20 protein-coding genes are annotated in these 25,664 nt (G+C 75.7%); 8 read left to right on the top strand and 12 right to left on the bottom strand.

The genetic code is table 11. The features are described 5' to 3' along the window. The first annotated feature begins 72 nt into the window (after positions 1 to 72). The 6 genes from ACFYUY_RS02130 to ACFYUY_RS02105 all read left to right on the top strand — a co-directional run bounded on the left by ACFYUY_RS02130 (position 73) and on the right by ACFYUY_RS02105 (position 8,315). On the top strand, positions 73 to 1,281 hold the full coding sequence (locus tag ACFYUY_RS02130) for an acetyl-CoA carboxylase biotin carboxylase subunit family protein (protein WP_387897173.1): 1,209 nt from the start codon (positions 73 to 75) through the stop codon (positions 1,279 to 1,281). Then, positions 1,278 to 3,017, top strand: coding sequence for an IucA/IucC family protein (locus ACFYUY_RS02125; protein WP_387897171.1), 1,740 nt, complete (start codon positions 1,278 to 1,280; stop codon positions 3,015 to 3,017). Before ACFYUY_RS02130 ends, ACFYUY_RS02125 begins: the two co-directional genes overlap by 4 nt. Further along, complete coding sequence (locus ACFYUY_RS02120; RefSeq protein WP_387897169.1) at positions 3,014 to 4,234, top strand: MFS transporter; 1,221 nt, start codon at positions 3,014 to 3,016, stop codon at positions 4,232 to 4,234. Before ACFYUY_RS02125 ends, ACFYUY_RS02120 begins: the two co-directional genes overlap by 4 nt. Continuing rightward, complete coding sequence (locus ACFYUY_RS02115; protein ID WP_387897168.1) at positions 4,231 to 6,060, top strand: IucA/IucC family protein; 1,830 nt, start codon at positions 4,231 to 4,233, stop codon at positions 6,058 to 6,060. The genes ACFYUY_RS02120 and ACFYUY_RS02115 overlap by 4 nt, the downstream gene beginning before the upstream one ends. After that, the gene (locus ACFYUY_RS02110; RefSeq protein ID WP_387897166.1) at positions 6,057 to 7,301 is read left to right on the top strand and encodes a type III PLP-dependent enzyme; all 1,245 of its coding nucleotides are present in this window, start codon (positions 6,057 to 6,059) and stop codon (positions 7,299 to 7,301) included. Before ACFYUY_RS02115 ends, ACFYUY_RS02110 begins: the two co-directional genes overlap by 4 nt. Positions 7,302 to 7,517: 216 nt before the next feature. After that, the gene (locus ACFYUY_RS02105; protein WP_387897499.1) at positions 7,518 to 8,315 is read left to right on the top strand and encodes an inositol monophosphatase family protein; all 798 of its coding nucleotides are present in this window, start codon (positions 7,518 to 7,520) and stop codon (positions 8,313 to 8,315) included. Positions 8,316 to 8,406: 91 nt separating this feature from the next. Here the strand turns inward: ACFYUY_RS02105 and ACFYUY_RS02100 are convergent, their stop codons facing one another. The 6 genes from ACFYUY_RS02100 to ACFYUY_RS02075 all read right to left on the bottom strand — a co-directional run bounded on the left by ACFYUY_RS02100 (position 8,407) and on the right by ACFYUY_RS02075 (position 16,814). Then, positions 8,407 to 9,612: a cytochrome P450 gene (locus ACFYUY_RS02100; RefSeq protein WP_387897165.1), complete on the bottom strand. Its 1,206-nt coding sequence runs from the start codon at positions 9,610 to 9,612 to the stop codon at positions 8,407 to 8,409. A 136-nt stretch (positions 9,613 to 9,748) separates the two neighbouring features. Next, complete coding sequence (locus ACFYUY_RS02095) at positions 9,749 to 10,519, bottom strand: tRNA-dependent cyclodipeptide synthase (RefSeq protein ID WP_360205426.1); 771 nt, start codon at positions 10,517 to 10,519, stop codon at positions 9,749 to 9,751. Between the two features lie 435 nt (positions 10,520 to 10,954). Beyond that, complete coding sequence (locus ACFYUY_RS02090; RefSeq protein ID WP_360205424.1) at positions 10,955 to 12,418, bottom strand: pyridoxal-dependent decarboxylase; 1,464 nt, start codon at positions 12,416 to 12,418, stop codon at positions 10,955 to 10,957. A gap of 209 nt (positions 12,419 to 12,627) precedes the next feature. Further along, positions 12,628 to 14,049: a diaminobutyrate--2-oxoglutarate transaminase family protein gene (locus tag ACFYUY_RS02085; RefSeq protein ID WP_387897163.1), complete on the bottom strand. Its 1,422-nt coding sequence runs from the start codon at positions 14,047 to 14,049 to the stop codon at positions 12,628 to 12,630. Positions 14,050 to 14,247: 198 nt separating this feature from the next. Then, positions 14,248 to 14,967: a response regulator gene (locus ACFYUY_RS02080; RefSeq protein ID WP_387897161.1), complete on the bottom strand. Its 720-nt coding sequence runs from the start codon at positions 14,965 to 14,967 to the stop codon at positions 14,248 to 14,250. Next, positions 14,964 to 16,814: an ATP-binding protein gene (locus ACFYUY_RS02075; RefSeq protein WP_387897160.1), complete on the bottom strand. Its 1,851-nt coding sequence runs from the start codon at positions 16,812 to 16,814 to the stop codon at positions 14,964 to 14,966. Before ACFYUY_RS02075 ends, ACFYUY_RS02080 begins: the two co-directional genes overlap by 4 nt. A gap of 163 nt (positions 16,815 to 16,977) precedes the next feature. Here ACFYUY_RS02075 and ACFYUY_RS02070 point away from each other — a divergent pair, with 163 nt between their 5' ends. After that, positions 16,978 to 18,441, top strand: coding sequence for a cation:dicarboxylate symporter family transporter (locus ACFYUY_RS02070; RefSeq protein WP_387897158.1), 1,464 nt, complete (start codon positions 16,978 to 16,980; stop codon positions 18,439 to 18,441). 268 nt (positions 18,442 to 18,709) lie between these two features. On the opposite strand, the gene ACFYUY_RS02065 is transcribed toward ACFYUY_RS02070, so the two are convergent. Then, positions 18,710 to 19,675, bottom strand: a complete 966-nt coding sequence (locus ACFYUY_RS02065) for a hypothetical protein (protein WP_360205411.1) — start codon at positions 19,673 to 19,675, stop codon at positions 18,710 to 18,712. 86 nt (positions 19,676 to 19,761) lie between these two features. Then, complete coding sequence (locus tag ACFYUY_RS02060; protein WP_387897157.1) at positions 19,762 to 20,427, bottom strand: RNA polymerase sigma factor; 666 nt, start codon at positions 20,425 to 20,427, stop codon at positions 19,762 to 19,764. A gap of 317 nt (positions 20,428 to 20,744) precedes the next feature. Between ACFYUY_RS02060 and ACFYUY_RS02055 the strand changes: the two genes are divergently transcribed. Then, the gene (locus ACFYUY_RS02055; RefSeq protein WP_387897156.1) at positions 20,745 to 21,173 is read left to right on the top strand and encodes a hypothetical protein; all 429 of its coding nucleotides are present in this window, start codon (positions 20,745 to 20,747) and stop codon (positions 21,171 to 21,173) included. 48 nt (positions 21,174 to 21,221) lie between these two features. Here ACFYUY_RS02055 and ACFYUY_RS02050 read toward each other — a convergent pair whose 3' ends face one another. From ACFYUY_RS02050 to ACFYUY_RS02035, 4 genes are read right to left on the bottom strand one after another with little or no spacing between them, the layout of a single operon-like run. Then, the gene (locus ACFYUY_RS02050) at positions 21,222 to 21,911 is read right to left on the bottom strand and encodes an ATP/GTP-binding protein (protein WP_387897154.1); all 690 of its coding nucleotides are present in this window, start codon (positions 21,909 to 21,911) and stop codon (positions 21,222 to 21,224) included. Further along, on the bottom strand, positions 21,892 to 22,440 hold the full coding sequence (locus tag ACFYUY_RS02045; protein WP_387897152.1) for a DUF742 domain-containing protein: 549 nt from the start codon (positions 22,438 to 22,440) through the stop codon (positions 21,892 to 21,894). Before ACFYUY_RS02045 ends, ACFYUY_RS02050 begins: the two co-directional genes overlap by 20 nt. After that, positions 22,437 to 22,568, bottom strand: coding sequence for a hypothetical protein (locus ACFYUY_RS02040; RefSeq protein WP_387897150.1), 132 nt, complete (start codon positions 22,566 to 22,568; stop codon positions 22,437 to 22,439). The genes ACFYUY_RS02045 and ACFYUY_RS02040 overlap by 4 nt, the downstream gene beginning before the upstream one ends. Continuing rightward, positions 22,565 to 25,615, bottom strand: coding sequence for a nitrate- and nitrite sensing domain-containing protein (locus ACFYUY_RS02035; RefSeq protein WP_387897148.1), 3,051 nt, complete (start codon positions 25,613 to 25,615; stop codon positions 22,565 to 22,567). Before ACFYUY_RS02035 ends, ACFYUY_RS02040 begins: the two co-directional genes overlap by 4 nt. Positions 25,616 to 25,664 lie beyond the last annotated feature (49 nt).

The following is a 25,664-nucleotide window of genomic DNA, read 5'->3' as shown; positions in this document are numbered from 1 at the left end:
GCGCGGGGCGCCCGGTCCGCCCGCCGCCACCGGCTCGCCACCACCCCGAGGACAACCCGAGGACCCCTCCCCATGCGGCTCTACCTGCTCGCCCTCAACCCCACCGACTCGGTCACCGACGGCTTCCTGCCCGCCGCCGACCGGCTCGGGCTCGACGTCACCGTCCTGACCGACCACGCCGGGCCCCACCTGAAGGCCTACGCCGACCTCCCGTTCACCGCACCCGAGGTGCTGGAGTGCGACGTCCGGGACTTCCGTGCGGTGATCAGCCTGCTCTCCCGGCACCACGCGCCCGACGCGGTGTTCAGCAACAGCGACCACCTGCAGACCCAGACCGCCCTGGCCGCCGAGTACTTCGGCCTGCCCGCGAAGGACTGGAAGGCCGCGCTGCGGGCCAAGGACAAGGGCCAGCTGCGCCGCCACCTCGCCCTGACCGGCCAGGACGCCGTCTGGTCCGCCGAGCTGGCCCCCGGACAGGACCCGGCCGAGCTGGACCCGCCGTTCCCGTGCGTGGTCAAACCGCGCGAGGGCGTGGCCAGCGAGGACGTCGTCCTGGTCGCCGACGCCGCCGAACTCGCGGCGCGCTGCCGGGAGATCCAGCACCGCCGGGCCGGCGCCACGCTCGTCGTCGAGGAGTTCCTGGAGGGGCCGCTGTGCACCCTGGAGACGCTCGGCGACGGCCGCCGCCGGCACGTCCTCGGCGGCTTCCGCACCCGTCTGTCGCCGCCGCCGGACTTCATCGAGGAGGTCCTCGAGTTCGTCCCCGCCCACCCCACCGCGGTGGTCGGGCAGGTGCTCGCCCAGCTGGACGCGATCGGCGTCGGACTCGGCGCCTGCCACACCGAGTTCGTCGTCCAGCCGGACGGCCGCGCCCGGATCATCGAGGTCAACTACCGCGCCATCGGCGACCAGTGCGACCTGATGCTCGCCGAGATCCTCGGCGTCCCGCTCTTCGAGCACATCCTCGCCGTCCACCTCGGCCGCGAACTCCCCGCCGACCTCGGCGAGTCGTGCGCCGCCACCCCGCGCCGGGCCCGCAACGAGGCGGTCCTCGCCGACCGCGCCGGCGTGCTCACCTCCGCCCCCGGACCGTACGACGAGGAACGCGACGGCGTCCGGCTCGCCTACCGCCCGCTGCGCCCGCTCGGCGAGCGGCACGAGCACTACCGCACCAACCGGGACTACCTGGGCGTCATCTGGGCCGTCGGCACCGACCAGGGCGCGGTGGACACCGCCGTCGCCCGCTTCCTCGCCGCCAACCGCTGGGAGGTCACCCCGTGACCGCCGACGAGCAGCTCACCCTGCGCGTGCTCTCCGCCCTGCTGCGCGAGGACGTCCTCGGCCTGCGCACCCGCTCCTCCGCGCAGGAGCGCGCCGACGGCCGCTGGCTCGTCCCGGCGGACGCCCCGCTCGCCCTGCCCGTCACCGCCGAGGGGTTCCAGAGCGAGTACGCCGCCCGGCTGCCGCTGCTGGAGCTCGACGGGCGGACGGTCACCGGTCTGGACGCCGTCGTGGCGGCCCTCACCGCCCTGGCCGAGGCCGAGGACCGGCCCGGCTGGGCGGCCTTCGCCGAGGAGTGCCGGCAGACCCTCGCCACCATGGAGCTGCACGAACGGGCCCGCGACGAGGTGCACGCCCGGCTCACCGACCTGTACGGCGCGGACCCGGCCGACTGGACCGGCCCGGCCGCCGCCCTCGGCCACGACACCCTCGCCGCCTACCTCGACCACCCCGTCTACCCGACCGCGCGCGGCCGGGCCGGTCTCGACGAGGCACAACTGCGCTCCTACGCGCCCGAGTTCCACCCTGCCTTCGAACTGCGCTGGCTGGCCGTGCCGACGGACGCGCTCACCACCCACGGCGAACACCCGCTGCCGAGCTGGTGGCCCACCCCGGCCTGGCTCGGCCTGGCGGACGCGTGCCCGGGCGACGGCTGGACCACCCTGCCGGTCCACCCGCTCACCGTCGGGACCGCACTGGAGGAGGCGCTGGCGGCCACCGGCCTGGCCGGCCGCGCGGTGCTCGCCGACCGGCCCTACCTGACCGTCGTGCCGACGCTCTCCATGCGCACCGTCGCCGTCGCCGACGACCCCTCCTGCCACCTCAAGCTCCCGCTCGCGACCGCCACCCTGGGCCGGCTCAACCGCCGCACCATCAAGCCGGGGACGCTGCTCGACGGCGCCGCCGGCCAGCGCCTGGTCGAGGCCGTGCTGGCCCGCGAGCCGCGGTTCGCCGACCGGATCCTGCACGCCGACGAGCAGAGCTGGGCGCACGCCGGGCACGAGCTGCTGGCCGTGCTGCTGCGGCGCTACCCGGCCGGGCTGGAGCGGGCCGTCACCGTCCCGCTGGCCGCCCTGCTGGCCCCCGCGCCCGGCGGGCGCCTGGTGCTCGACCACCTCGCCGACCGCTTCCACGGCGGCGACCCCCTCGCCCTCTACGACGCCCTGCTGGAGCTGCTGCTCGACTGGCAGGCCACCCTGTTCGGCTACGGCGTCGCCCTGGAGTCGCACCAGCAGAACACCTCGCTGGTGCTCGACGGGAACGGCCTGCGCCTGCTCTACAAGGACGACGACGGCCCGCGCGTGCACACCGCCCGGCTCACCGCGACGCTCGGCGAACTCGCCCCGGCCCGCGAGGAGTTCGACGACGCCAGGATCTTCGGCGAGGACGACCGGCCGCTCACCGACCTGTTCACCACCATCACCGGCCACCTGTGCACCGGCGCGCTCGCCTTCGGCCTCGCCGCGCACGGCCGCGCCGGACTCGACGAGCTGCTGGCCCTGCTGCGCAAGCGCCTGGCCGAGGCCGTCGACCGGATCGGACCGGCCGGCGCAGCGCTGCGCACCGACCTGCTGGAGGCCGAACGCCTGCCGGTCAAGGCCATGGTCACCGCCGGAACCCTGCTCAGCAAGCAGCGCTCCGGCGCCGCCGACGTCAACAAGCACTACACGACCGGCCCCAACTACCTGCTGGAGCAGGCGATACCGGGCAGGTCCCCGGCCGGGGACACCCGATGAGCGTGGAAACCCTCCCTCAGCGGACCGGTGGCCGCACCACCGCGGCGGACGGGATCGGCCGACGCCAGGTGCACGCCGTGGCGGCCTGCTACTTCGTCGCCTCCTTCGCCGCACTCGGCCTGCCGCCCTACCTCACCACCATCCTGCCGACCCTCGGCGACCCGCAGGCCCGCTGGGCCGGGGTGCTCTACGTCGTCCCGACGGTGTTCAGCGCGCTCGGCGCACCGCTGTGGGGCCGGCTGGCCGACCGCTTCGGCCGCAAGCGGCTGCTGCTGCGCGCGCAACTCGGGCTCACCGTCTCCTTCCTGCTGGCCGGGGCCGCCGACAGCCTGCCCGCGTTCACCGCCGCGCTGGTACTGCAGGGGTTCCTCGGCGGCACCTTCGCCGCCACCAACGGCTACCTCGCCGCCGCCCTCGACGGCTCCAGGCTGTCCCGCGCGCTCACCCTGATGCAGGGCTCCGCCCGCGCCGCCCTGGTGGCCGCACCCATCCTGGTCGGCGCGCTGTCCCCCTGGATCGACCCGCACCGCCAGTACCTGGTGATGGCCGTCCTGCCGCTCGCCGCGGCCGTGTTCCTCGCCCTGCTGCCCGAGCCGGCCCGCCCGGCGACCGGCGCCGGCCCCGCGGAGCCCGCCGGGCCGGCGGCGAGCACACCGCTCCTGCCGCTCTACGCCTTCGAGTTCGCGTTCGTCTTCGCCACCGTCATCTCCTTCCCCTACCTCATCGCGCTCGCCGAACAGCGGCTGCCGGGCGTCTCCGACACCACCACCGGAGTGCTGTTCGCCGTGCCGCACCTGTGCTACCTGGTGTTCGCCGCGCGCACCCACACCGCCTTCCACACCCGCCCGCACGCCGGCATCGCGCTCGGCTTCGGCCTCGTCGCGCTGGGCCTGGCCGGGCACGCCGTCGCGTACTCGCTGCCCGTCTTCGTCGCGGTGCGGCTGCTGCTCGGGGCCGGACTGACCCTCGGCCTGGTGAGCCTGTCCGTGCTCGCCGCCGGGGCCGCCCGCGGCCGCCAGCCGGGCCGGATGTTCGGCACCCTCGAACTCGTCTCCAAGGGCGGCGCCGTGGCCGCCGGCGCGGTGGCCGCGCTGGCCAACGGCCGGTACGGCGCCGCCGCCCCCGTGGTGGCGGGCACCGCCGCCGCCGTCCTGGCCGCCGTCGCGGCCACCGCACTCACCCTCCCGTCCCTCCGCCAGCGATGGAGTCGCCGATGACCGACGAGCCGATCACCCACGCCCCGGCCAGTCACCACCCGCTCGGCCACGCCCCGGCCGGCCACCACCCGGCCGGCCACCACCCGGCCGGCCACCGCCCGGTCAGTCACCACCCGCTCGACCGTGAACTCCCGTCCGCCGACCACGCGGTGGCCCACACCCTGCTCAACTGCCTGCTGCGCGAGGTCTCCGCGCCGGAGCACCAGACCGCCGCGGCCGACGGCCGCCTGCTGCTGCGCCTGCCCCGGCGCGGCGCCCTCCTCCGGGTCGCCCTGCGCCGCACCTCGCTGCTCGGAGCGCACCGCTTCACCGGCCCGGTCGAGATCGAACGGAACGGCGACTGGGAGGAGTTGGGCTGGCAGGAGCTGGCCGCGCACGTCCAGGGCGAACTGGAGCTGCGCACCGGGACGGTCAACGAGGAGTTCCTCGACCAGGTCGCCTCCAGCCACGAGGGCGTACGCCAGGGGCTGGAGAACCGTCCGGCCCCCGGCGCGGACCGCTACCTGGAGTCCGAGCAGGCCCTGTTGTTCGGCCACCGCTTCCACCCGGCGCCCAAGTCCCGCTCCGCCGCCCGCGGCGACTGGCGCCACTACGCGCCGGAGTCCCGCGCCGCGTTCCGGCTCCGCCACCTCGCCGTCCGTTCCGAACTGCTCGCCGGGCAGTCCCCGGACGAACGGTCGAACGCCCTGCTCGACGGGCTCGGCGACGCCCCGGAGGGCTACCGGCTGCTGCCGGCCCACCCCTGGCAGTACCGACTGGTCGGCGACCACCCGCTGCTGCGCGGGGCGCTGGCCCGGGGCGACGTGCTCGACCTCGGGCCGCGCGGCGAGGAGTTCGCCGCCACCGCCTCCGTCCGCACCCTGTACGGCGCGGACGCCTTCCTCAAGTTCAGCCTCAACGTCCGCATCACCAACTGCCTGCGCAAGAACGCCGCGTACGAGCTCACCGGCGCCGTCGCCCTGACCCGGCTGCTCGCCCCCGCGCTCGCCGACCTCGCCCGGCGCTTCCCCGACGCGGCGATGCTGCGCGAGCCCGCGTTCCGCACACTGGCCCTGCCCGGCGCCGACGGCCGACCCGACCAGGCGCTCTACGAGGGCTTCGGCCTGATCGTCCGCGAGGGCTTCGGCGGCCTGCTGCGCCCCGGGGTCACCCCGCTGCTGGCGGCCGCCGTCGCCGACGAACACCCCACCAGCTCGGCGCACGTCTCCCGGCTGCTGGGGGACGACCCGGACGGCGGGCGGGCCCTGGACTGGTGGCGCGCCTACCTGCGGCTGCTCCTCCCGCCGGTGCTCGCCGCCTACTTCGACCACGGCGTGGTCCTGGAACCGCACCTGCAGAACGTGCTCATCGGCGTCGACGCCGACGGGCACCCCGCCCAGGTCCTCTTCCGCGACCTGGAGGGCACCAAGCTGGTGCCCGAGCGCAACGCCGCCGTCCTCGCCGCCCTCCCGCCCGAGGTCGCCGGGCCGATGACCTACGACGCCGAGCGCGGCTGGGACCGGGTGGTCTACTGCCTGCTGGTCAACCACGTCGCCGAACTGCTCGCCGCCCTCGCGGACCGCCACCCCGGGCTGGAGGGCCCGCTGTGGCAGGCCGTCCGGGACACCCTGGAGGAGTACGCGGCAGCCCACGGCCGCCCGCCCCGGCTGCGGGCGCTGCTGGCCGGCGTCCCGCTGCCGGCCAAGGCCAACCTGCTGACCCGCTGGGAACGCAAGGCCGACCGCGAGGCCGGCTACGTCCGCCTGCCCTCCCCGCTGGCCGGCTCGGTCCTCGCCGAGGCCGCCCGCATGCCCGTCCCGCTGTCCCTCGGGAGCGCCGTCCGATGACCGAGACCGTCCGCCGACACGCCGCCGCCCTCGCACCCGAGGAGCTGCCCGCCTACGTGTACGACCTGGCGGCGCTGCGCGCGCACGCCGCCGTCGTCCGGGCCGCGCTGCCCGACCGGGTCGAGCTGTACTACGCGGCCAAGGCCAACCCGGAGGCGCCCGTCCTGGCCGCGCTGCGCGACGCGGTGGACGGCTACGAGGTCTCCAGCGGCGGTGAACTCGCGCACGTGCGGGCCGCCGTCCCGGGAGCCCCGCTGGCCTTCGGCGGGCCCGGGAAGACGCCCGCCGAGATCGCCGCCGCGGTGGACGCCGGGGTGCACCGCTGGCACGTGGAGAGCGAGCAGGAGCTGCACCGGCTCGACGCCGTGCTCGCCGACCGGCCCGGCACCGTCGTCGACGTGCTGCTGCGCGTCAACCTGCCCGTCACCACGGGCGCGCTGGACGAGGTGGCGCTCGCGATGGGCGGCCGGCCCACGCCCTTCGGGCTGGACCCGGAACAGGCCGAGGAGTGCGTGCGGCTGCTCACCGCCGGCGCCGACGGCGATCGCCACGGTGATCGCCACGGCGACGGCGTCGGACGGCTCGGGCGGCGGCTGCGCCTGCGCGGCGTGCACGCCCACCTGGCCAGCGGGCTCGCCGCCGCCGAGCAACTGGCCGTCGCCGGGCAGATCGTGGCCTGGTCGGCCGCGCTGGCCGAGCGGCACGGATTCCCGCTCACCGAGGTCAACATCGGCGGCGGAATGGCCGTGGACTACGACGACCCGACCGAACACTTCGACTGGAAGGCCTTCGGGGAGGGGCTGGACGAGCTGCTCGGCGACCGTCCCGGGCTGACCCTGCGCATCGAACCCGGCCGCGCCCTGACCGCCCACTGCGGCTGGTACGCGACGGAGGTGCTGGACGTGAAGCAGAGCCACGGCGAGGACTTCGCCGTGGTCCGCGGTGGTACCCACCACCTGCGCACCCCGGCGACCCGGGGGCACTCGCAGCCCTTCGAGGTCCTCCCGGTGGAGGACTGGCCGCACCCGTGGCCGCGCCCCGCCGTCACGACCGGCCGCGCCACTCTGGCCGGACAGCTCTGCACACCGAAGGACGTCCTCGCCCGGGCCGCGGACGGCGCCGACGGCCTGCGGGCGGCCGACCGCGTGCTGTTCGCCATGGCGGGGGCCTACGCCTGGAACATCTCGCACCACGAGTTCCTGATGCACCCTCGCCCGGGCTTCCACTACCTGGGCGGGTGAGGGCCGACGGTTGACGGGTAACAGATGACAGGTGACAGATAACAGATTTCGAAAGTTGTCATCTGTTATCTGTCACCTGTTACCCGTCAACTGTCAGACGTCAGCCGACGGCCGCCGCCTCTCCCCCTCCCGCCCCCTGCCACCCCGGGGCCGCCGCAGGTCACGTCCGCGCACTCGTGGGACAGTGGAGGCAGCGAAGGGAGCGCGAAGGTGCTGATGGACAAGGTGGCGGAGATACTCGCCGAGGCGTCGGCCGAGGCGGTGGAGCCGCGCTTCCGGGCGCTGGCCGCCGGCGAGGTGATGGAGAAGGCACCCGGCGAGGTCGTGACGGTCGCGGACCGCGAGGCCGAAGCGATCATCGCCCGCCGCCTGCGCGAGCTGCTGCCGGTCCCCGTGGTCGGCGAGGAGGCCGTCGCCGCCGACCCGGCACTCGCGCGGGCCCTGCACGACGAGCCCGCCGCCTGGCTGGTCGACCCGGTCGACGGCACCGCCAACTTCGTCGCCGGCCGCCCCGACTACGCCGTCATGTGCTCCCTGGTCCGCTCCGGACGGACCGTCGCCTCCTGGATCTGGCAACCCGCCACCGCCACCGCCTACCGCGCCGAACTGGGCGCCGGGTCCTGGCGCGACGGCACCCGGCTGACCCGGCCGCCGGCGCCGCACGACGCCGCGAAGCTGCGCGGATCGGTCAAGAGCCGCTTCCTGGAACCGGACCGCCAGGAACGGCTGCGGGCCAACGCCGCGGCCTTCGGCGAGGTCTCGCCCGGCCGGCACGCCGCCGGGATCGAGTACCCCGACGTCGTCGAGGGCCGCTGCGACTTCATCCTCTACTGGCGCACCCTGCCCTGGGACCACGCCCCCGGCTCCCTGCTCGTCACCGAGGCCGGCGGCGTGTCCTCCCGGCTGGACGGCAACCCGTACCGCCCGGAGGCCCCCGGCGGCGAGGACGGCCTGCTGGTCGCGGCCGACCCGGAGACCTGGGAGCTCACCCGCGCCGTCCTGCTCCGGGACTGACGACCGGCGCGGGCGCGCGCTCCCGGGGCTGACGGCCGGCGCGGGCGCGCCCGTCACCAGGCCACGGGCCCGTCACCACACGACGGACCCGTCACCACACCACGGGCAGCCGCTCCGGCATCCGCTTGATGAACCCCGGCCGCCAGGCCAGCTGGTCGGCCGGCAGGGCGAGCCGCAGGCCCGGCAGCCGCTCCACCAGCGCGGCGATCGCGATCTCGGCGTGCGTGCGGCCGAGCGCCGAGGCCGGGCAGAAGTGCCGGCCCGCGCCGAAGGCGAGGTGCGGGTTGTCCGTCCGGTCGAAGTCGATCCGCTCCGGGTCCGGGAAGACCGCCGGGTCGTAGTTGGCCCCCTCGACCAGCACCAGCACCAGCTCGCCGGCCCGCACCAGGACGTCGCCCACCTGCACGTCGGCCGTCGCCAGCCGCGGCAGCGCGTCGCCGATCGACAGGTTGACCCGCAGCAGTTCGTCCACCGCGCGCCCGATCAGTGCGGGCTCGCGCCGCAGCCGCTCGGCGAGTTCGGGCTGCTCGCAGAGGTAGACGACGGCGTTGAGCAGGAACGAGGAGGTGGACACGGCGCCCGCCCCGAACAGTGACAGCGCGACGGTGGCGAGCAGTTCGTCGCTCACCCGGTCGGAGACGTCCGGGGAGCGGCGCAGCTCGACGAACCGGCCGAGCAGGCCGTCGACCGGCGCCGGGTCGGCGTTGAGCCGCCCGAGCATGTAGCCGAGGTCCTTGTACCAGTTGGGCGCCGAACCCGCGAAGGGCACCGGGCTGGTGAGGAAGGCGACGTCGATGCCGGCCATCAGCCGCCGCCAGTCGTCCGAGGGGATGCCGAGCAGTCGGCAGTGCAGGGCGGCGGAGTAGGGCTCGGTGAAGCCGTCGCGCAGTTCGCCGGGCGCGCCCTGGGCCAGCAGGTCGTCGATCAGCCGGTGGGCCTCGGCCTGGAGCCAGCCGTCGAGCTCCCGGTCGGCGCGCGGTGAGAGGGTCTTCATGACGGCGTTGCGCAGCCCGGCGCTGTTGATGTTGCCCATGTTGTTGACCACCTCGGGCGGGATGGTCAGCGCGTACTGGCGCGGCACACCGGGGTTGGCGGTGTCCTTGAGGCTGAACCGCTCGTCCTCGAGCACCTGCTTGGCGAGCGCGTAGCTGCTCACCAGCCAGGCCGGGTCGCCGGTGAGGGTGCGGATGCCGGCGATCGGGCGTTCCTCGCGCAGGCGGGTGGCCTCCTCGGGCAGGACGTCCCCCCTCCTGGGGAGCGGGAAGACGGTCGGGTCGGTCGTCAGCAGGTCGGTCACGGTGGTGGCTCCTCGGGCGGATCGGCGGCCGGGCGCGGGCGGCAGGCGGAACGGCCGGCGGCGGTGGGGTGACAGCGGGCGGGCGGCGGCGATCGGGCCGGCGGCGGTCAGACGCCGGCGATCGGGCCGGCGGCGGTCAGGCGGCGCGGGCGGGCAAGGAGGGCAGCGGCGGTACGGACGGCACGGCGGCCGGGCGGACCACCGCGTAGGCCTGGCCGGGCGCCGCCCGCAGACCCTCGTCACGCCCGAACAGCACGTGGGTGAGCGGGAGCTGCAGGTGGTAGCAGCTGACCGAGGTGGTCACCCCGAGCAGCGCCGGGGTGTCCAGGAAGAACGGCAGCTCGGCCGTGATGTACCGGACGCCGGCCGCGAGTTGCGCCTCGCTGGGCGCCAGCCCCTCGTCCAGCCGGGCGGCCAGGAATCCGCGCGCCATGTTCTCGGCGGCGGTCCGGTACGCCGGATCGGTCTGCAGCGCCTCGACGGCCTGCCGGTGCAGGCGGCGGTAGTGGTCGTCGCCGGTGAACTCGGAGAGGGCGTGCACCCGGACGGGGCAGGGGCGGCCGGACTCCTCCACCCCGCGTTCGATCCGGCGGGCGGTGGCCTTGACCTCCTTGCCGGCGCGCCGCCGGGCGTGTTCCGGCGTGTAGCCGAAGGTCTCGAACTGGGTCGCCACGTGGAGGTCCGCGTAGACGATGTCGATGCGCTCGAAGAACCCGCTCCCCCACCCGACGAGTTCGGCGATCCGGCGGTGACTGAAATAGCTGTTCCCCGGGCTGACGCCGATGAGCAGGTGCTCCCCGCGCCGCCAGATCTCCCGGCAGCGGCGGGAGTACGGCAGTGCCTCGTAGCCAGCCGACACGTCGGCCGTCGGGCGTATCGGGATCTCGTCCGGGAGGGTTTCGCGCATGCCTTTGGCTCCGCTTCGCAGCATTGGTCACTGGACGGTGTTCACGTGGATTTACCGGGATTCACAGAAGTGCACGGCGGGTAGGCGGAGTTCACCCGGATGTCAGGTTCCGCTCATCGAGGATCACGGCTCGCACCTGGTCAGGCGGCCTACCCCGGGGTGCCGTGTGCGCAAGGTGGGGCTGCGACCACATGAAGTTACCGCCGCTGTTCGGGATCTCCGCAAGCCCTGCCCGGGGGTTGGCGAAATGTGATCACCGGGCGGCCGGAAACAGCCTGTACGCCCTCGCGAAGGTATGTCCACGGACGCATTCCGGGAGCGGTTGAATATCGCCCCGGCACCCTCTCACACCAGTGTCGCTTCCTCCAACATCGGCGCCGGAGAAGGTATTTGTTTTGGAATCGAAAGGAGAACGACGCCGTACGAACGGACCGGCTAGCCGGACCGGTCCCCCGAGGCCCGCCGGCCGGCCACCACCACCTCGCGCAGCAGTGCGCGCACCTCCCCCGGCGTGGTGTGCGGGTTGAGCAGGGTGAGCTTGAGCCGCACCCGGCCCGGCCCGCCGCCGGGCAGCTCGGTCCGCCCGACCACGGCCCGCCCGGAGCGCAGCAGCAGGCGCCGCAGCCTCCCGTTGACCTCGTCGAGGACCGCCTCGTCCGCCGACCCCGGCGGCCGGTAGCGGAACAGCAGGGCGGTCAGCACGGGTTCGGCGTGGAGTTCGAGCGACGGCTCGGCGCGGACCGCCTCGGCCGCGACCAGGGCCAGCTCGTGGCAGGCGTCCACGAGCCGGCCGAGCCCGTCGCGGCCGAGGGTGCGCAGGGTGACGGCGAGCTTGAAGGCGTCGGCCCGCCGGGTGGTGCGCAGCGAGCGGCCCAGCAGGCTGGGGTAGCCGGCCTGCTCGTCGTCGACGGGGTTGAGGTACTCCGCGCGGCGGGCGAGCGAGACGTAGGTCTCGGTGCGCCGGACCAGGAAGACGCCGGCGGCGGCGGGCTGCCAGCCGAGCTTGTGCCAGTCGAGGGAGACGGAGTCGGCGCGCTCGATGCCGTCGAGGAGCGGGGCGAGGCGGTCGGAGAGCAGGGCGCCGCCGCCGTACGCGGCGTCGACGTGCAGCCAGGCGCCGTAGCGGCCGGCGAGGTCGGCGGCGGCGTGCAGCGGGTCGATGCCGCCGGTGTCGGTGGTGCCGGCCGTCGCCACGACGGCGATCGGGGTGCGCCCGGACCAGCTGACCTCGGCCAGGACGCGCTCCAACTCCGCTGCTCCCATCCGCAGTTGGCGGTCGACCGGGACGGTGGCGACGGCTCGCTCGCCGAGGCCGAGCAGGGCCGCGGCGCGCTGGACGGAGAAGTGTGCGGTCTCGGAGGCCACGATGCACGGCCGGACGCCGTCCGGGATGCCGTCCAACTCGACGATGCCGTCGAGCTTCTGGTCACGCGCCAGCATCAGTCCCATCAGGTTGGACTCGGTGCCGCCGGAGGTGAGGACGCCCGCGGAGCGGGCCGGGTCGTAGCCGACCAGGGCCGCGAGCTCCGCGAGCAGGGCGGTCTCCATCGCGGTGGCGGCGGGGGCCTGGTCCCAGGAGTCCTGGGAGGGGTTGAGGGCGCTGACCGCGAGGTCGGCGGCGGCGGCCACCGCGAGCGGGGGGCAGTGCAGGTGGGCCGCACAGGCCGGGTCGGCGGGATCGGCGGCGCCGTAGGCGAGGAGTTCGGTGAGCCGGGCGAGGGCGTCGGGGCCGGAGGCGCCCGCCAGCGCGTCGGCGACCAGGGCGCCGATCTCGGCGGGGCTGCCCGCGGGCAGTGGACCGCCGCGCCGGGCGATGCCCTCGTCGAGCGCGTCGAGGACGGTGGCCAGCAGCGGCCCGAGCGCGCCGGGCCCGCCGGCGCCGCCGGCGAGGGCGTCCAACGGGGCCGGATCGTCAGGCAGTTCGGGCAGGTCGCCGGGGCTTCCGCCGCCGCCCGGCCCGGAGCCCCCACCCGGCGCCGAACCCGCGGCCCCACCGGAGCCCGCGCCTTCTCCGGGGCCGGGGCCAGGGCCAGAGCCGGGGCCGGAGTCAGCCCCGGAGCCCGAACCGGAGTCAGCCCCGGAACCGGAGCCCGCCCCGGGCCCGGCGGTCACTCGGCGCCCCGGACCTCGGCGGCCGACCCGGCCCCACGCCCCTGCCCGCTCCCGGCCGACCTGGCGGACCCGACTGAGACGGCCGACCCGGCGGACGCGGCCGACGCCGACGCGATGGCGTCGGCGAGCCGGTCGAGGACCGCGGCGGCCTGCTCGTCCGTGATGGTGAGCGGCGGGAGCAGCCGCAGCACCGCGTCGTGCCGGCCGCCGAGTTCCACGATCAGGCCGCGCTCCAGGCAGGCCTCCCGGACCCGGACGGCGAACGCCGGGTCGGCGGGGTGGGCTCCGCAGGCGTCCGGCGCTCCGCTCGGGTCGACGAGCTCGACGCCGATCATCAGGCCGCGCCCGCGCACGTCGCCGATCACCGGCAGTTCGCCGGCGAGGTCGCGCAGTCGGCCGGTCATCCGTTCGCCGACGAGGGCCGCACGCTCGGCCAGCCCGTGCGCGGTGACGTACCGCAGGGTGGCGGCGCCGGCGGCCATGGCGAGGGTGTTGCCGCGGAAGGTGCCGGTGTGCGCGCCGGGCCGCCAGCCGTCGTAGTCCTCGCGGTAGACGACGACGGCGAGCGGCAGGCTGCCGCCGATCGCCTTGGAGAGCACCATGGCGTCCGGGACGACGCCGCTGTGCTCGACGGCCCACATCGCGCCGGTGCGGCCGACGCCGGTCTGCACCTCGTCGACGATCAGCGGGATGCCGCGCTCGGCGGTGATCCGGCGCATCGCGCGCAGCCAGCCGTCGGGCGCCGGGACGACGCCGCCCTCGCCCTGGACGGCCTCCAGAACCATCGCGGCAGGGGGCACGACCCCGCCCGAGGGGTCGTCCAGCAGCCGCTCGACGTAGGTCGCGGCGAGGTCGGCGCCCGCCTCGCCGCCGACGCCGAACGGGCAGCGGTAGCCGTACGGGTAGGGCAGCCGGACCACCTCGCCACCGCTCGGCAGCGGCTCCTTGACGGCGACGTTGCCGGTGAGCGCGAGGGCCCCCGCGGTCATGCCGTGGTAGCCGCCGGTGAAGGCGAGCGCACCGGCGCGGCCGGTGGCGGTCTGCATCAGCTTGAGTGCCGCCTCGACGGCGTCCGTCCCCGCGGGCCCGCAGAAGTGGATCCGGGCGCGGGCGGCGAACTCGGCGGGCAGGCTCTCGAACAGCGCGGTGGTGAAGTCGTCCTTCTCGGCGGTGGCGAGGTCGAGCAGGTGCAGCGGGGCGCCGCTGTCGAGGGTGCGGCGGATCGCCTCCAGGACCACCGGGTGGTTGTGCCCCAGGGCCAGCGTCCCGGCACCGGAGAGGCAGTCCAGGTAGCGTCGCCCGTCGGCGCCCTCGACGGTCATGCCGTTGGCGCGCACCGGGACGATGGGGAAGGACCGGGCGTACGTCCGGGCGGCGGACTCGCGCACGCGCTGACGGCGCAGGACGGCCTCACCCAAGGACGGGGACCGGCCCTGTGTCGCGGTGGTGGCCTGGGCCTGGGCGGGAACGGCGGCGAGCGACAAAGCAGACCCCCAGAGGAAGTTAGGTAAGCCTAACTTTATCGCCCCTGACCTGGAGGGATGCCCCCGGGTGCCCAGAACCACCCGAGTGGGTGAACTTCCCCCGGTCCTGCCAACGAGCGGCGCGCCGAAAGGTCACGCCCGCCCCTTCCAGCGGTAGCAGAGCTCCGGCCGGCCGACGTTGCCGTACTGCGGCTCCCGCACCGCCTGCCCGGTGTCGACCAGGTGCTCGAGGTAGCGGCGCGCGGTGATCCGGGAGACCCCGGCGGCGGCGCCCGCCGCGGCCGCGGACAGCCCTGTCGCCGCCTCGCGCAGCACCGAGGCGACGGCGTCCAGGGTGGGCGCGCTCAGCCCCTTCGGCAGGCTGTTCCGCTCCGGCGTGCGGAGCAGCGCGAACGCCTGGTCGACCTCGTCCTGCCCGGTCGCCTCGCCGGTGCGCCCGAGGCTGTCGCGGTACCGGGCGTAGCGCTCCAGGCGGTCGTGCAGGGCGGCCGCGCCGAACGGCTTCAGCAGGTACTGGACGACGCCCGCGGACACCGCCTGGCGGACCATCGCGAGGTCCCGGGCCGAGGTCACCGCGATGACGTCGGTGGTGTGGCCGGCGGCGCGCAGCGTCCGGCAGAGCTGGAGGCCGTGGCCGTCCGGCAGGTAGAGGTCGAGCAGCGTGAGGTCGACGGGCGTCCCGGCGCTCCGGGCGCGGTCCAGGAAGCGCAGCGCGTCGGCGCAGCTGTGGACGGTGCCGGCGGCGCGGAAGCCCGGTTCGCGCTCCACGTAGAGGGTGTGCGCGGCGGCGGCCACCGGGTCGTCCTCGACGACCAGCACGGAGATCCCCGGCGGGGGTGCGGTCGCGCTCACGGGGACGGCACCGCTTCCCGCTCCCGCCCGACGCCCGGGCGGGCCGGACCGTCCTGCCGTCGCGCGCGGGCCGGCCCGGCGAGCGGCAGCCGGACGGTGAGCACCGCGCCGCGGTCCCGGCCGACCTCGACCGTGCCGCCGTTGCGCCGGGCGGCCTGGGCGACCAGCGCCAGCCCGAGGCCGTGACCGTGGCCGTCCTGCTTGGTGCTCCAGCCGCGGCGGAACACGTCCTCGACGGCGGACGGGTCGATCCCCGCACCGGTGTCGGCGACCCGCAGCAGCAGGTGCCCGTCCGCACCCGGCCCCGGGCCCGCATCCGCACCGTCCACTCCCACGCCGGCACCGTCCGCGCCCAGGCCGGCACCGTCCACTCCCGCGCCCGGGCCCGGTGCGGCACCGTCCGCAGCCGCACCGTCGATCCGTGCGGTGACGGTGACCTCCGGCGGCACCGGGCTCCGGGCCGCGCCGGCGATGGCGGCGTCCACGGCGTTGTCGATCAGGTTGCCGAGGACGGTGATCAGGTCCCGCGGGGAGAGCCCGGGCGGGATCACCCCGTCGTCGATCCGGCTGTCCCCGGTGAGGGTCAACTCGACGCCCCGCTCGGCCGCCTGGGCGGCCTTGCCGAGCAGCAGCGCGGCCAGCACCGGTTCGCCGACGGCCGCGACGACCCGGTCGGTGAGCTGCTGGGCGAGCGCGAGTTCGGCGGTGGCGAACTCCACCGCCTGTTCGTGGCGGCCGAGTTCGACCAGGGAGACGACGGCGTGCAGCCGGTTGGCGGCCTCGTGCGCCTGCGCCCCGAGCGCTTCGGTGAATCCACGGACGGAATCCAACTCGCCACTGAGGGACTGCAGTTCGGTGTGGTCGCGCAGGGTCACCACGCGGCCGAGGCCGGTGCCGATGGTGGAGGTGTTGAGCACCACCACCCGCTCGGCGGTCAGGTGCACCTCGTCCCGCACCGGTTCGTCCCCGAGGACGGCGTCGACGAGCGCCTGCGGCAGCCCCAGGTCCGCCACCGGCCGGCCGTCCACGGCTCCGGCCAGCCCGAGCAGGTCGCGGGCGGCGTCGTTGCAGAGCACCACCCGGTGCGCGCGGTCGAGCAGCACCAGCCCCTCGCGCACCGAGTGCAGGGTGGCCTGGTGGTACTCGTAGAGGTGGCTGAGCTCGGCCGGTCCCATGCCGTGGGTGTGCCTGCGCAGCCGGGAGTTGGCCAGATAGGTGCCGGCGCCGCCCAGCGCCAGCGCGGCGACCGCCACCCCGACCAGGGCGAGCAGCGGGCCGCTCAGCTGCGCGGAGATTGACTCCACCGTGAGGCCCGCGCTGACCAGCGCGATCACCCGGTGCCGGTCGTCCAGCACCGGGGTGACGACCCGGACGGACGGGCCGAGCGTGCCGGTGTAGGTCTCGCTGCGGGTCTGCCCCGCGAGCGCCCAGTCGATGTGGCCGAGGAAGCGCTTGCCGATCTGGTCGGGCAGCGGGTGGGTCCAGCGCACCCCGCCGGTGTCCATCACGGTGATGAAGGAGACCCCGGTGTCCACCCGGACCTGCTCGACGTAGGGCTGGAGCAGCGCGGTCGGGTCGGGCTGGGTGACGGCGGCGCGCACCGACGGCGCGTCGGCCACGGCGTGGGCGACGGCGGTGACCTGGCGGCGGGCCGCGTCCTCGGTGCGCCCGGCGGTGAACAGGTAGGCGAGCACCGCACCACCGGCCACCACGGCGGCGACGATGACCACCTGGACGACGAAGAGCTGACCGGCCAGGCTGCGCACCGGTCCGCGCGGGAGGCGGGGGCCGGGACGGGGCGGGAGGACTCGCCGCCGCGCGGGGGCGGGGGCGGTGCGCACGGACATGCTTGCCAGTGTGCACCACGCCCCGACGGCCGTCAGGGGGCCCGTCGCACCCGTCCGCCGTGAACTCTATGAACGCAAACGTGACCTCCGTCACGGCCGGGCCCGATAGTCGGAGCGGCCCACCACCCGGGGCCGCCAGGACCGCAGGGCGAAGGAGCCGCAGATGTCGATCGATGCAGCCGCACCGGCGGGGGGATCCAGACGCCGGGACAGGACGCACTACCTCTACCTCGCCGTGATCGCCGCCGTGGTCGCGGGCGTGGTGGTCGGGCTCGCGGCCCCCGGTTTCGCCGTGGAGCTGAAGCCGGTCGGCACCGGCTTCGTCAATCTGATCAAGATGATGATCAGCCCGGTGATCTTCTGCACCATCGTGCTGGGCATCGGCTCGGTGACCAAGGCCGCCAAGGTCGGCAAGGTCGGCGGCCTCGCCCTCGGCTACTTCCTCGCCATGTCGACCGTCGCCCTGGCCATCGGCCTGGCCGTCGGCAACCTGCTGGAGCCCGGCGGCGGTCTGCACCTGACCGCCGCGCTCGCCAAGTCCGGCCACGCCCAGGCCGCCGCCGGCGGGGCCCAGTCGACCGCCGACTTCCTGCTCGGCATGATCCCCACCACGATGTTCTCGGCGCTCACCGAGGGCAAGGTGCTGCAGACGCTGCTGGTCGCGCTGCTGGCCGGCTTCGCCCTGCAGGCCATGGGCCCGGTCGGCGCCCCCGTGCTGCGGGGGATCGAGCACCTGCAGCGCCTGGTCTTCCGGGTCATGTCGATGATCATGTGGGTGGCGCCGATCGGCGCCTTCGGGGCGATGGCCGCCGTCGTCGGGGCGACCGGGACCGCCGCCCTGAAGAGCCTCGCCGTCATCATGATCGGCTTCTACGCGACCTGCGTCCTGTTCGTCGTCGTGGTGCTGGGCACGCTGCTGCGCCTGGTCGCCGGGGTCAACGTGTTCGCGCTGCTGCGCTACCTCGGCCGTGAGTTCCTGCTGATCCTCTCCACCTCCTCCTCCGAGAGCGCGCTGCCCCGTCTGATCGCCAAGATGGAGCACCTGGGCGTGAGCCGCCCGGTCGTCGGCATCACCGTCCCGACCGGCTACAGCTTCAACCTCGACGGCACCGCGATCTACCTGACCATGGCGTCGATCTTCATCTCCGAGGCGATGGACAAGCCGATGTCGATCGGCGAGCAGCTCTCGCTGCTGGTCTTCATGGTGATCGCGAGCAAGGGCGCGGCCGGGGTCACCGGCGCCGGACTGGCCACCCTGGCGGGCGGACTGCAGTCCCACAAGCCCGCGCTGGTGGACGGCGTCGGCCTGATCGTCGGCATCGACCGCTTCATGTCCGAGGCCCGAGCCCTCACCAACTTCGCGGGCAACGCCGTCGCCACCGTGCTGATCGGCCAGTGGACCGGTGAACTCGACGCCGGGCGCGCCCGCCGGGTGCTCGCCGGCGAGCTGCCCTTCGACGAGCAGACCCTCGTCGACACGCACGGCGGGCCGGACACCGGGTCGCACGGCGCGCCGCACGGCACGCACGGCGCCCCGGCCGGGACGTCGGCGGCCACCCCGGCGGCGGCGGGAACCGACTCCCCGGAGACCGTCCCCGCCCAGAACGGCGCGGCCACGGCCGCCTGAGCGCTCCGCCGCTCCCCACACTCCCCCGGTCCGGCGCCACCACCTCCCCCGGAAAACGGCGCCGGACCGGGGGTCCCGCGATCACCGCGGGCCACTGGCCCGGACGGCGACCCGCCCGCCGCCCGGGCCAGTGGCCTTCCGGGCCGGACCGTCCACCCTCCCGGGGCCGCCCGTGCTCCCCGAGCCGTCCGCACTTCCGAGCCGCCCCGCCGTCCCGAGCCGTCCGCCCTCCGGGCCGGACCTCCGGTGATCCCGCCCACGGCCTCGGTCAGAGGTCCTCCGAGCCGCTCACCGCCCAGGCCAGACCACAGGCCGGGTCCTCCAGCGCGACGTGCAGATGGCGCAGCCCCGCCGCCGGCTCCAGCCAGACGAAGCAGCGCATCCGGGCCACCAACGCGTCGACCTCCACCCGCTCCGGACCGTCCAGGCCGTCCACCCCCGCCATCGCGGCCAGGGCCCGCCACAGCGCCAGCCGGCCGTGCGCCGAACCGCGCTCCCGGCCCGCCGCGGCGGCCTGCACCAGTGCCGGATAGGCCAGCGCGAAGGGCAGGTAGCCGCCGGTGACCCTCGCCGTACGGGCCAGCTGGGCCGCCGCCTGCGGGGCCGGTCCGCGGACGCAGACCACCTCCGCCCAGTCCGCCAGCGCGGCCAGCGCCCGGGTGGCCCGCTGCCCGCCCAGGCGTACGCCCGGTGGCGGCAGCAGCACCTCGGCCAGCCCCTCCCGGCTGGCCGGCAGGGTCAGCAGGGCGCTGCGCGCGCCCCCGCACGGCAGGTACTCGCGCACCCTCGCACCCTCCTCCCACCCGGCGTTCTCCCACGGCTCCAGCCGCAGCGGCACGCCCTCCGGATCGGGCTCGGCCCCGTAGGAGAGGTCCTCGCCGAGCAGCACCCGGGTCTGGGCGACCAGGCGGCGCACCGGCGCCGGGCTCAGCAGCGGGGCCAGTCGCAGCCAGGAGTGCCGGGTCGCCAGCACCTCCCAGATCGGGCCGGCGTCGTGGTCGACGACCCCGGCGACGGTCCCCGGGCCGCCCTCCCGGTCGAACAGCCGGACGGCCAGCTCCGGCGGCGCCGAGTAGGCGATCAGGTGGCCGAGCGGCGCCGTCAGCGCCGCCGCGGACTCCTCCCCGGCCCGCTCCACGGCGGCCGCCCGGCCTTGCCGGTAGGCGGCCAAAAGTTCGGGCCAGCGGCCGTCGTCGGCCAGGGCGCGCAGGCGGTGGTCCTCGTACGTGATCACGATTTTCAGCGTACGGGCCGGGGTCGCACATCAGCTGACATCCCGTCAGCCCGGTGCGTCGGGGGCCGCCCGCACCCCGGTCGCCGCTACCCGCGGCGCCGCTCCCGGGTGCACCCCCGGCCGCCGTCCCGGCCGCAGCCGCGTTCTCTCCCCGGATCCCGCGCGGGCACCTGGCCGGGCACCCGTCCGGACTCCCGCCCGCGACCGGCCCCCGACTCGCCCCTGCCCTCACCCTCGCCGCCCCGCTCGCGTTCCCGCTCGCGTTCGCGTTCGCGTTCGACGGCGGCGCGCAGCCGCCCGTGCGCACGGCGCCGGGTGACGGCAAGCGTGCTGCGGTGCAGGCCCAGCAGCTCGGCGGCCTCGTCGACGGTGTAGCCGTCGAGGTCCACCAGGGCCACCACCCGGGCCTGCTTGGCGGTCAGGCAGCCCAGCAGCCGGAGCACCTCCCAGCGCGCCTGGAGCTCCGCAACCCCGCCGACCGGCGGACCGGCCGCCGCCCCCTCGCACCGGAGCTCGACGACCTCGACAGGCCCCGGCAGCACCGCCCGCCGACGTTCGCGACGCCACTGGTCGCGCAGGATGTTCGCCATCGTGGTGAACACGTAGGCGTACGGCTGGGGGTGGTCGAGGAACCGCTCCGGCCGCCGCGCGATCCGCAGGTACGCGTCGTGCAGCACGTCCCCCGCCGTCGACGGGCTGCCGGTGAGCGACACGGCCGCCTGCTGGAGCCTGGGGAGCAGAGCGGTGAACACCCGGTCGAAATCGGCCGACCGGCGATCGGCCGGCCCCGGACCGAAATCCTTGCCACACCCACCGCTCCGCCGACCGCTGCAATCCGCCATGCCGCTCTCCCCGGAAATCGGCACCCCGAACGCCCCGGCGGGCCCGGTCGCGACCATCGGGGAATCCCTGTGACCCGCATCACATCATAGGTCGTCGTTTCACCGTCCGCAGTCATTCGTGTGCAATACGTCATCGACCGTCCGGGGCAGCGGAGTTGACGCTCGCCACCGCCCCCGACGGCCGGAGACGCACACCCGATCGGAACCTTCGAGCGAGGAGAACCGCCATGCGAGGCTGCATCGCCAGGAAGACCGCCGTGTTCGGGACGGCCGCCGCGGCGGTCCTCGGGGTCCTCGGCACCACCGCCCCGCCCGCCACCGCCCTGACCGCCGGCACCCTGTCCGCCACCGCCGTGCCCACCGGCACCACGGCAACCACCGCGACCACCGCGGACCGGACCCTCACGAAGGAGGCCCTCGCCACCTCGCCCGGGGTCACCGCCGCCTCCTACCGCTGCGTCATCACCGCGGACTACGGCTGGCGCTGGGAGGGCCGCTGCAACGTCTACTCGGGCCAGTTGCGCACCGTCACCTACTGCGCCGACGGCTCCCACACCACCGGCCTGTGGATCGGTGCGCGACCGCAGGCCTGGGACGTCTGGGGCAACTGCCCGGGCTCCAGCTGGACCAGGATCGTGTTCCAGACCCGGGGCTGAGGCCGCGGAGCCGGCCGGGGCCGGCTCCGCACCGGCCGGGGTCGGCCGTCAGCGCACCGGTGCGGCGTCGGCGAGCAGCCGGGCGGCGTGCACCCGGCCGGCGTGCTCGACCAGGCCGACCAGGACCTCCTTGCCCGAGGCCCGCAGCCGCGCGTCGCACAGGACCACCGGCGTGCCCGGGTCCAGGTCCAGCGCGCGGGCGACCTCGTCGGGGCTGTACTCGCGCGTCCCGGCGAAACGGTTCACCGCGACGACGAAGGGGATGCCGCGGAGCTCGAAGAAGTCCACCGCGGGGAAGCAGTCGGTCAGTCGGCGGGTGTCGGCGAGCACGACGGCACCGAGGGCTCCGCGCGCCAACTCGTCCCAGACGAACCAGAACCGGTCCTGCCCCGGGGTGCCGAACAGGTAGACGGACAGGCCCTGGCGGATGGTGATCCGTCCGAAGTCCATCGCCACCGTCGTGGTGGTCTTGCACTCCACGCCGCCGAGGTCGTCCACCTCCCGGCCGGCCTCGGTCAGGCGCTCCTCGGTGCAGAGCGGGCGGATCTCGCTGACCGCTCCGACCAGCGTCGTCTTGCCCGCCCCGAAGCCGCCGGCCACCAGGATCTTGAGCGCGAGGGCACCGTCGTCGGGTCCGGACGGCCCGGACCGCCCGGTCGGCTCTGCCGGTCCGGACCGCCCGGTCGGTCCGGAGCGCCGCAGCGGTACGGGCGGGTGGTCAGAGTGCGTGAAGTCCATGGACGACCTCCTGGAGGATGCGCTCGTCGGGGAGCAGGGCGGGCAGAACGGGGTGGCGTACCCGGATGAGTCCGGCCGCCTGCAGGTCGCCGAGCAGCACCCGCACGACGCCCGCCGGCAGGTCGAGCTCGGTGGCCAGCTCGGCCACGGACAGTGGCGTCCCCCGGCACAGGGCGAGGATCCTCGCCTGCTCGGGACCGACCTGCAGCGCGGGCGGATCCCCGAAGTCACCGGGGCCCGCGAGCTCCCCGAGGGCCAGCGGTTCGCTCACCACCAGGGCGATCAGGTCGAGGCGACGGCCGCCGGCGGCGGTCCGGCCGCCCGTCACGGTGTACGGACGGACCAGCGGGCCGGCGTCGCGGTCGAACCACCGGGCGTGGTGGGCGGCGGCGAGGGGGTTGCGGGGGTAGGGCCCCGGGGCCACCGCCCCGGCGCCGCAGTCCTGCGCGGGCGCCTGCTGTGGCGGTGGTTCCTGCTGTGGCGACGGCGCCTGCTGCGGGGGCCGGTGGGGGCGGGCCACGGTGCTCACCGACCGCCCGTCGCGCACGGCGGCGTGGTCGCGGTGGGCCGGACCGCGCGGCGGAACGCGGGGGCGCGCCGGACCGGCTCGTCGAGGAGCCGCTTCCAGACCGCCGCAGAGTGGTCGGTACCGGTCACGACCGGTCCCCTTCGGGTCTGGACAGGCGCAGCGGGCGGCCGCCACCAGGATCGCCGACGTCGCCGGGGCCGGTGTCGGGGCCGGTATCGGGGCCGGTATCGGGGCCGGTATCGGGGCCGGTATCGGATGCACAGTCCGGGCCGGAGTCGGGGTCAGCGTCCGAAACCGAGCGCCCGGCCGTACCCGAACTCCCGAACGAGCCCGTGCCGCGCGTCCATCCGGCCCGGAACGCGGACATCGCGGCGCCCGGCGCCTCCGGGCTCCGCTCCCCGGACGTCGACCCGGCCGTGGTACGGCCACCGCGTGCGGCCGCACCGGACGGGGCCTCGCGCAGCTGCGGGGCGAGGCTCGCCTGTCGGACGCGGCGCGGCAACTCCTCGTCCCCGTAGCCCCCGTCGTCCCCGTCGTCCCTGCGGCCCCCGTCGTCCACTCGTCGGGCCTGCTGTCCACCCGGCCACGGCCCGAGGACCGCGCCACTCCGCCCGGTCACCGGCCGCGGAGGACCGGGCTGCGGGCCGGGCTGCGGGCCAGACCGCGGACCAGGCTGCGGGCCGGGCTGCGGGCCGGAGGCGAGACCGGGCTCCCCGCCCGCAGCCGGTCCGCCCGCCCGGGCAGCGGAGGCCCGGGCGGGGGTGCGGCGCGCCGGCCCGGGGTCGCCGCCCCGGGAGCCGAACGGCAGCAGCGCCCCACCCTCCGGCGACGGCCCACCCGCCGCCGGAAGCTCGTCCCCGGCCGGGGACAGCGGCCGGCCGCCCGGCTCCCCCTCCGGCAGGCCGTCCAGCAGCCCGTCGTCCAGGGTGAAGGCCGCGCCCGGACGCGCCCTGACCGGCCGGTCCGTGTGCGCGCGCCCCTCGTCCACCGGAACGACGTCCAACTCCGGTACCGGCTCGGACTCCTGGACCTGCCGCCCGCCCTCCGCGCCATCGGCCAGCAGCACGGCGGGCAACAGGACGACGGCGGTGGTACCGCCGTAGGCGGAGGTCACCAGCGAGACCCGGACGCCGTGCCGCCGGGCGAGCCGGCTGACCACGAACAGGCCGAGCCGATCGCTGTCGAAGAGGTCGCTCTGCTCCACGGCCGCGAGCCGCCGGTTGGCCGCGGCGAGGGCCGCCCGGCCCATGCCCAGGCCGCGGTCCTCGATCTCCAACGCGTAGCCGTTGCCGACCAGTTCGCCCCGGACGTGGACCCGGGTGCGTGGCGGCGAGAACCCGGTGGCGTTCTCCACCAGCTCGGCCACCAGGTGGGTGAGGTCGGCGACGGCCGCACCGCTGACGGCGGCGGGCGGCAGCGGGTGCAGCTGGATCCGGGCGTACTCCTCGACCTCCGACACGGCTGCGCGCACCACGTCCAGCAGCGGGACGGGTCGGCGCCAGGCCCGGCCGGGGGCGGCCCCGGAGAGGATGATCAGGCCCTCGGCGTGCCGGCGCATCCGGGTGGTGAGGTGGTCCAGCCGGAACAGGTCGGCGAGCTCGGACGGGTCCTCGGTGCGGCGCTCCATCGCGTCCAGCAGGGTGAGTTGGCGGTGCACCAGGACCTGGCTGCGCCGCGCCAGGTTGACGAACACCCCGGACACTCCGGAGAGCACCTCGGCCCGCTCCACCGCCGCGGTGACGGCCGCCCGCCGGACCGTCCCGAGCGCCCGGTGCACCTGGCCGATCTCGTCTCCGCCGCCCACCGGCTCCGGCACCTCGGCCTCGACGTCGACCGGTTCCCCGGCCCGCAGCCGCCGCATCGTGGCCGGGAGTCTGCGGCCCGCCAGGTCGAGAGCCGAGTCGCGCAGACCGATCAGCTCGGTGACCAGGCCCCGCCCGATCCGCACCGAGATCACCAGCGAGGCGATCAGCCCGAGCAGACCGAGCAGCACGGCCGCCCCGGCCGGGGTGAACAGGCCCGAGGTGTAGGGATCCTGTCCCTCGGCGGCGATCCGGCCCGCCCGGTCCTCGACGGTGCGCAGGTCACGGGTGAGGTTGCCGGCGGCCAGGGCCCAGCGGTCGGGCGCCACCGCGGCGAGCGCCGCCTTCGGGTCGCCGGCCGCACGGACCCGTTCCTCGTAGTCGGCCAGATCCCGCTGGTCCTGGCCTCCGGTGACGGCGAGCAGTGCCGCCCGGCCCACGGCGCCCGGACCGGCCCCCGCCGGGTCGGCGCCGGGCAGATCGGCCCCGGGGAGGTCGGCGACGAGGGCCTGCTCGAACTGCCGCCGGGCGGAGGCCACGCCGGAGAACTCGCGCAGCTGGTCCGCGGTGAGCGCTCCGGAGAGCTGGGCGGCGCGCAGCAACGCGTCCTCCCGGGAGAGGAGTTCACGGGAGCGGGCGAGCTCCGGCAGCACGCGGGCGACGGCGCCGGCCCGCCGGTCCGGCGCCGGGGTGAGCGCGCCGGCGACGGCCAGTGCCCGGTCCACCGCGGCGCCGTACACCGCGTACACCTCGGACCAGTCGGCGCTTCTGGCCGACACCCGGTCACGCAGCCCGGGCAGCGCACCGAGGGCGGCGCCGAGGGCGTCCAGCCTGGTCGCGGCGTCCGCACCGAGGCCTTGCGCGTCGGCCCGGTTGTAGCCGGAACCGGGGCGGGCCGTGCCGGCACCGGCCGTGACGGGACGGCCCGAATCGGCGCGACCCTGTTCTTGGTGACGCTGATCGGGGCGACCCTGATCGGGGAAGAGCGGGGCGACCGCCCGGTCGGTGGCGGCCACGGCCTCCTGCAGGGCGCCCGCCCGGTCGGCGCCGGGCGCGGCCAACAGCTGCCCCGCGGCAGCCCGTTCGACCTGCAGACCGGCCACGGTGGCGGCGACCGGCGTGAGCAGGGTGCGCTGGGCGTCGCGCAGACGGAGCAGCTGCCAGACGTCCTCGGCGGTCGTGACGGTGGCGAACCCCCACAGGGCGAGGACGGAGACCACCGGGACCATCAGCAGGGCGATGATCCGGGCGCGCACGGTCCTGGGCCGCAGGTCGCGCAGCACACGCGGGCCGCGCGGGCCGCGCACCCGGCAACCGGGCCGCCCGGAGCCGGGACGCGGCGGGCGGGCGGGGGCGCCGCGGTCTTCAGGCATGGGTGGGGCGCCTTTCGGGCGGGGAGGGGGCGACGGAGGGGGAGGGCCG

Source organism: Kitasatospora sp. NPDC004745 (assembly GCF_042873275.1).
In the GTDB taxonomy this organism is placed as follows: Bacteria; Actinomycetota; Actinomycetes; order Streptomycetales; family Streptomycetaceae; genus Kitasatospora.
The sequence above is the reverse complement of the archived record's forward strand: the minus strand, read 5'-3'. Positions and strand labels throughout refer to the sequence as shown.

Bases quoted from the DNA above. Each gene is read 5' to 3' on its own strand.
- ACFYUY_RS02120 (WP_387897169.1), top strand. From the start codon at position 3,014: ATGAGCGTGGAAACCCTCCCTCAGCGGACCGGTGGCCGCACCACCGCG.
- ACFYUY_RS02050 (WP_387897154.1), bottom strand. From the start codon at position 21,911: ATGGACTTCACGCACTCTGACCACCCGCCCGTACCGCTGCGGCGCTCC.
- ACFYUY_RS02035 (WP_387897148.1), bottom strand. From the start codon at position 25,615: ATGCCTGAAGACCGCGGCGCCCCCGCCCGCCCGCCGCGTCCCGGCTCC.
- ACFYUY_RS02055 (WP_387897156.1), top strand. From the start codon at position 20,745: ATGCGAGGCTGCATCGCCAGGAAGACCGCCGTGTTCGGGACGGCCGCC.
- ACFYUY_RS02095 (WP_360205426.1), bottom strand. From the start codon at position 10,519: ATGCGCGAAACCCTCCCGGACGAGATCCCGATACGCCCGACGGCCGAC.
- ACFYUY_RS02075 (WP_387897160.1), bottom strand. From the start codon at position 16,814: ATGTCCGTGCGCACCGCCCCCGCCCCCGCGCGGCGGCGAGTCCTCCCG.
- ACFYUY_RS02070 (WP_387897158.1), top strand. From the start codon at position 16,978: ATGTCGATCGATGCAGCCGCACCGGCGGGGGGATCCAGACGCCGGGAC.
- ACFYUY_RS02115 (WP_387897168.1), top strand. From the start codon at position 4,231: ATGACCGACGAGCCGATCACCCACGCCCCGGCCAGTCACCACCCGCTC.
- ACFYUY_RS02130 (WP_387897173.1), top strand. From the start codon at position 73: ATGCGGCTCTACCTGCTCGCCCTCAACCCCACCGACTCGGTCACCGAC.
- ACFYUY_RS02110 (WP_387897166.1), top strand. From the start codon at position 6,057: ATGACCGAGACCGTCCGCCGACACGCCGCCGCCCTCGCACCCGAGGAG.
- ACFYUY_RS02105 (WP_387897499.1), top strand. From the start codon at position 7,518: ATGGACAAGGTGGCGGAGATACTCGCCGAGGCGTCGGCCGAGGCGGTG.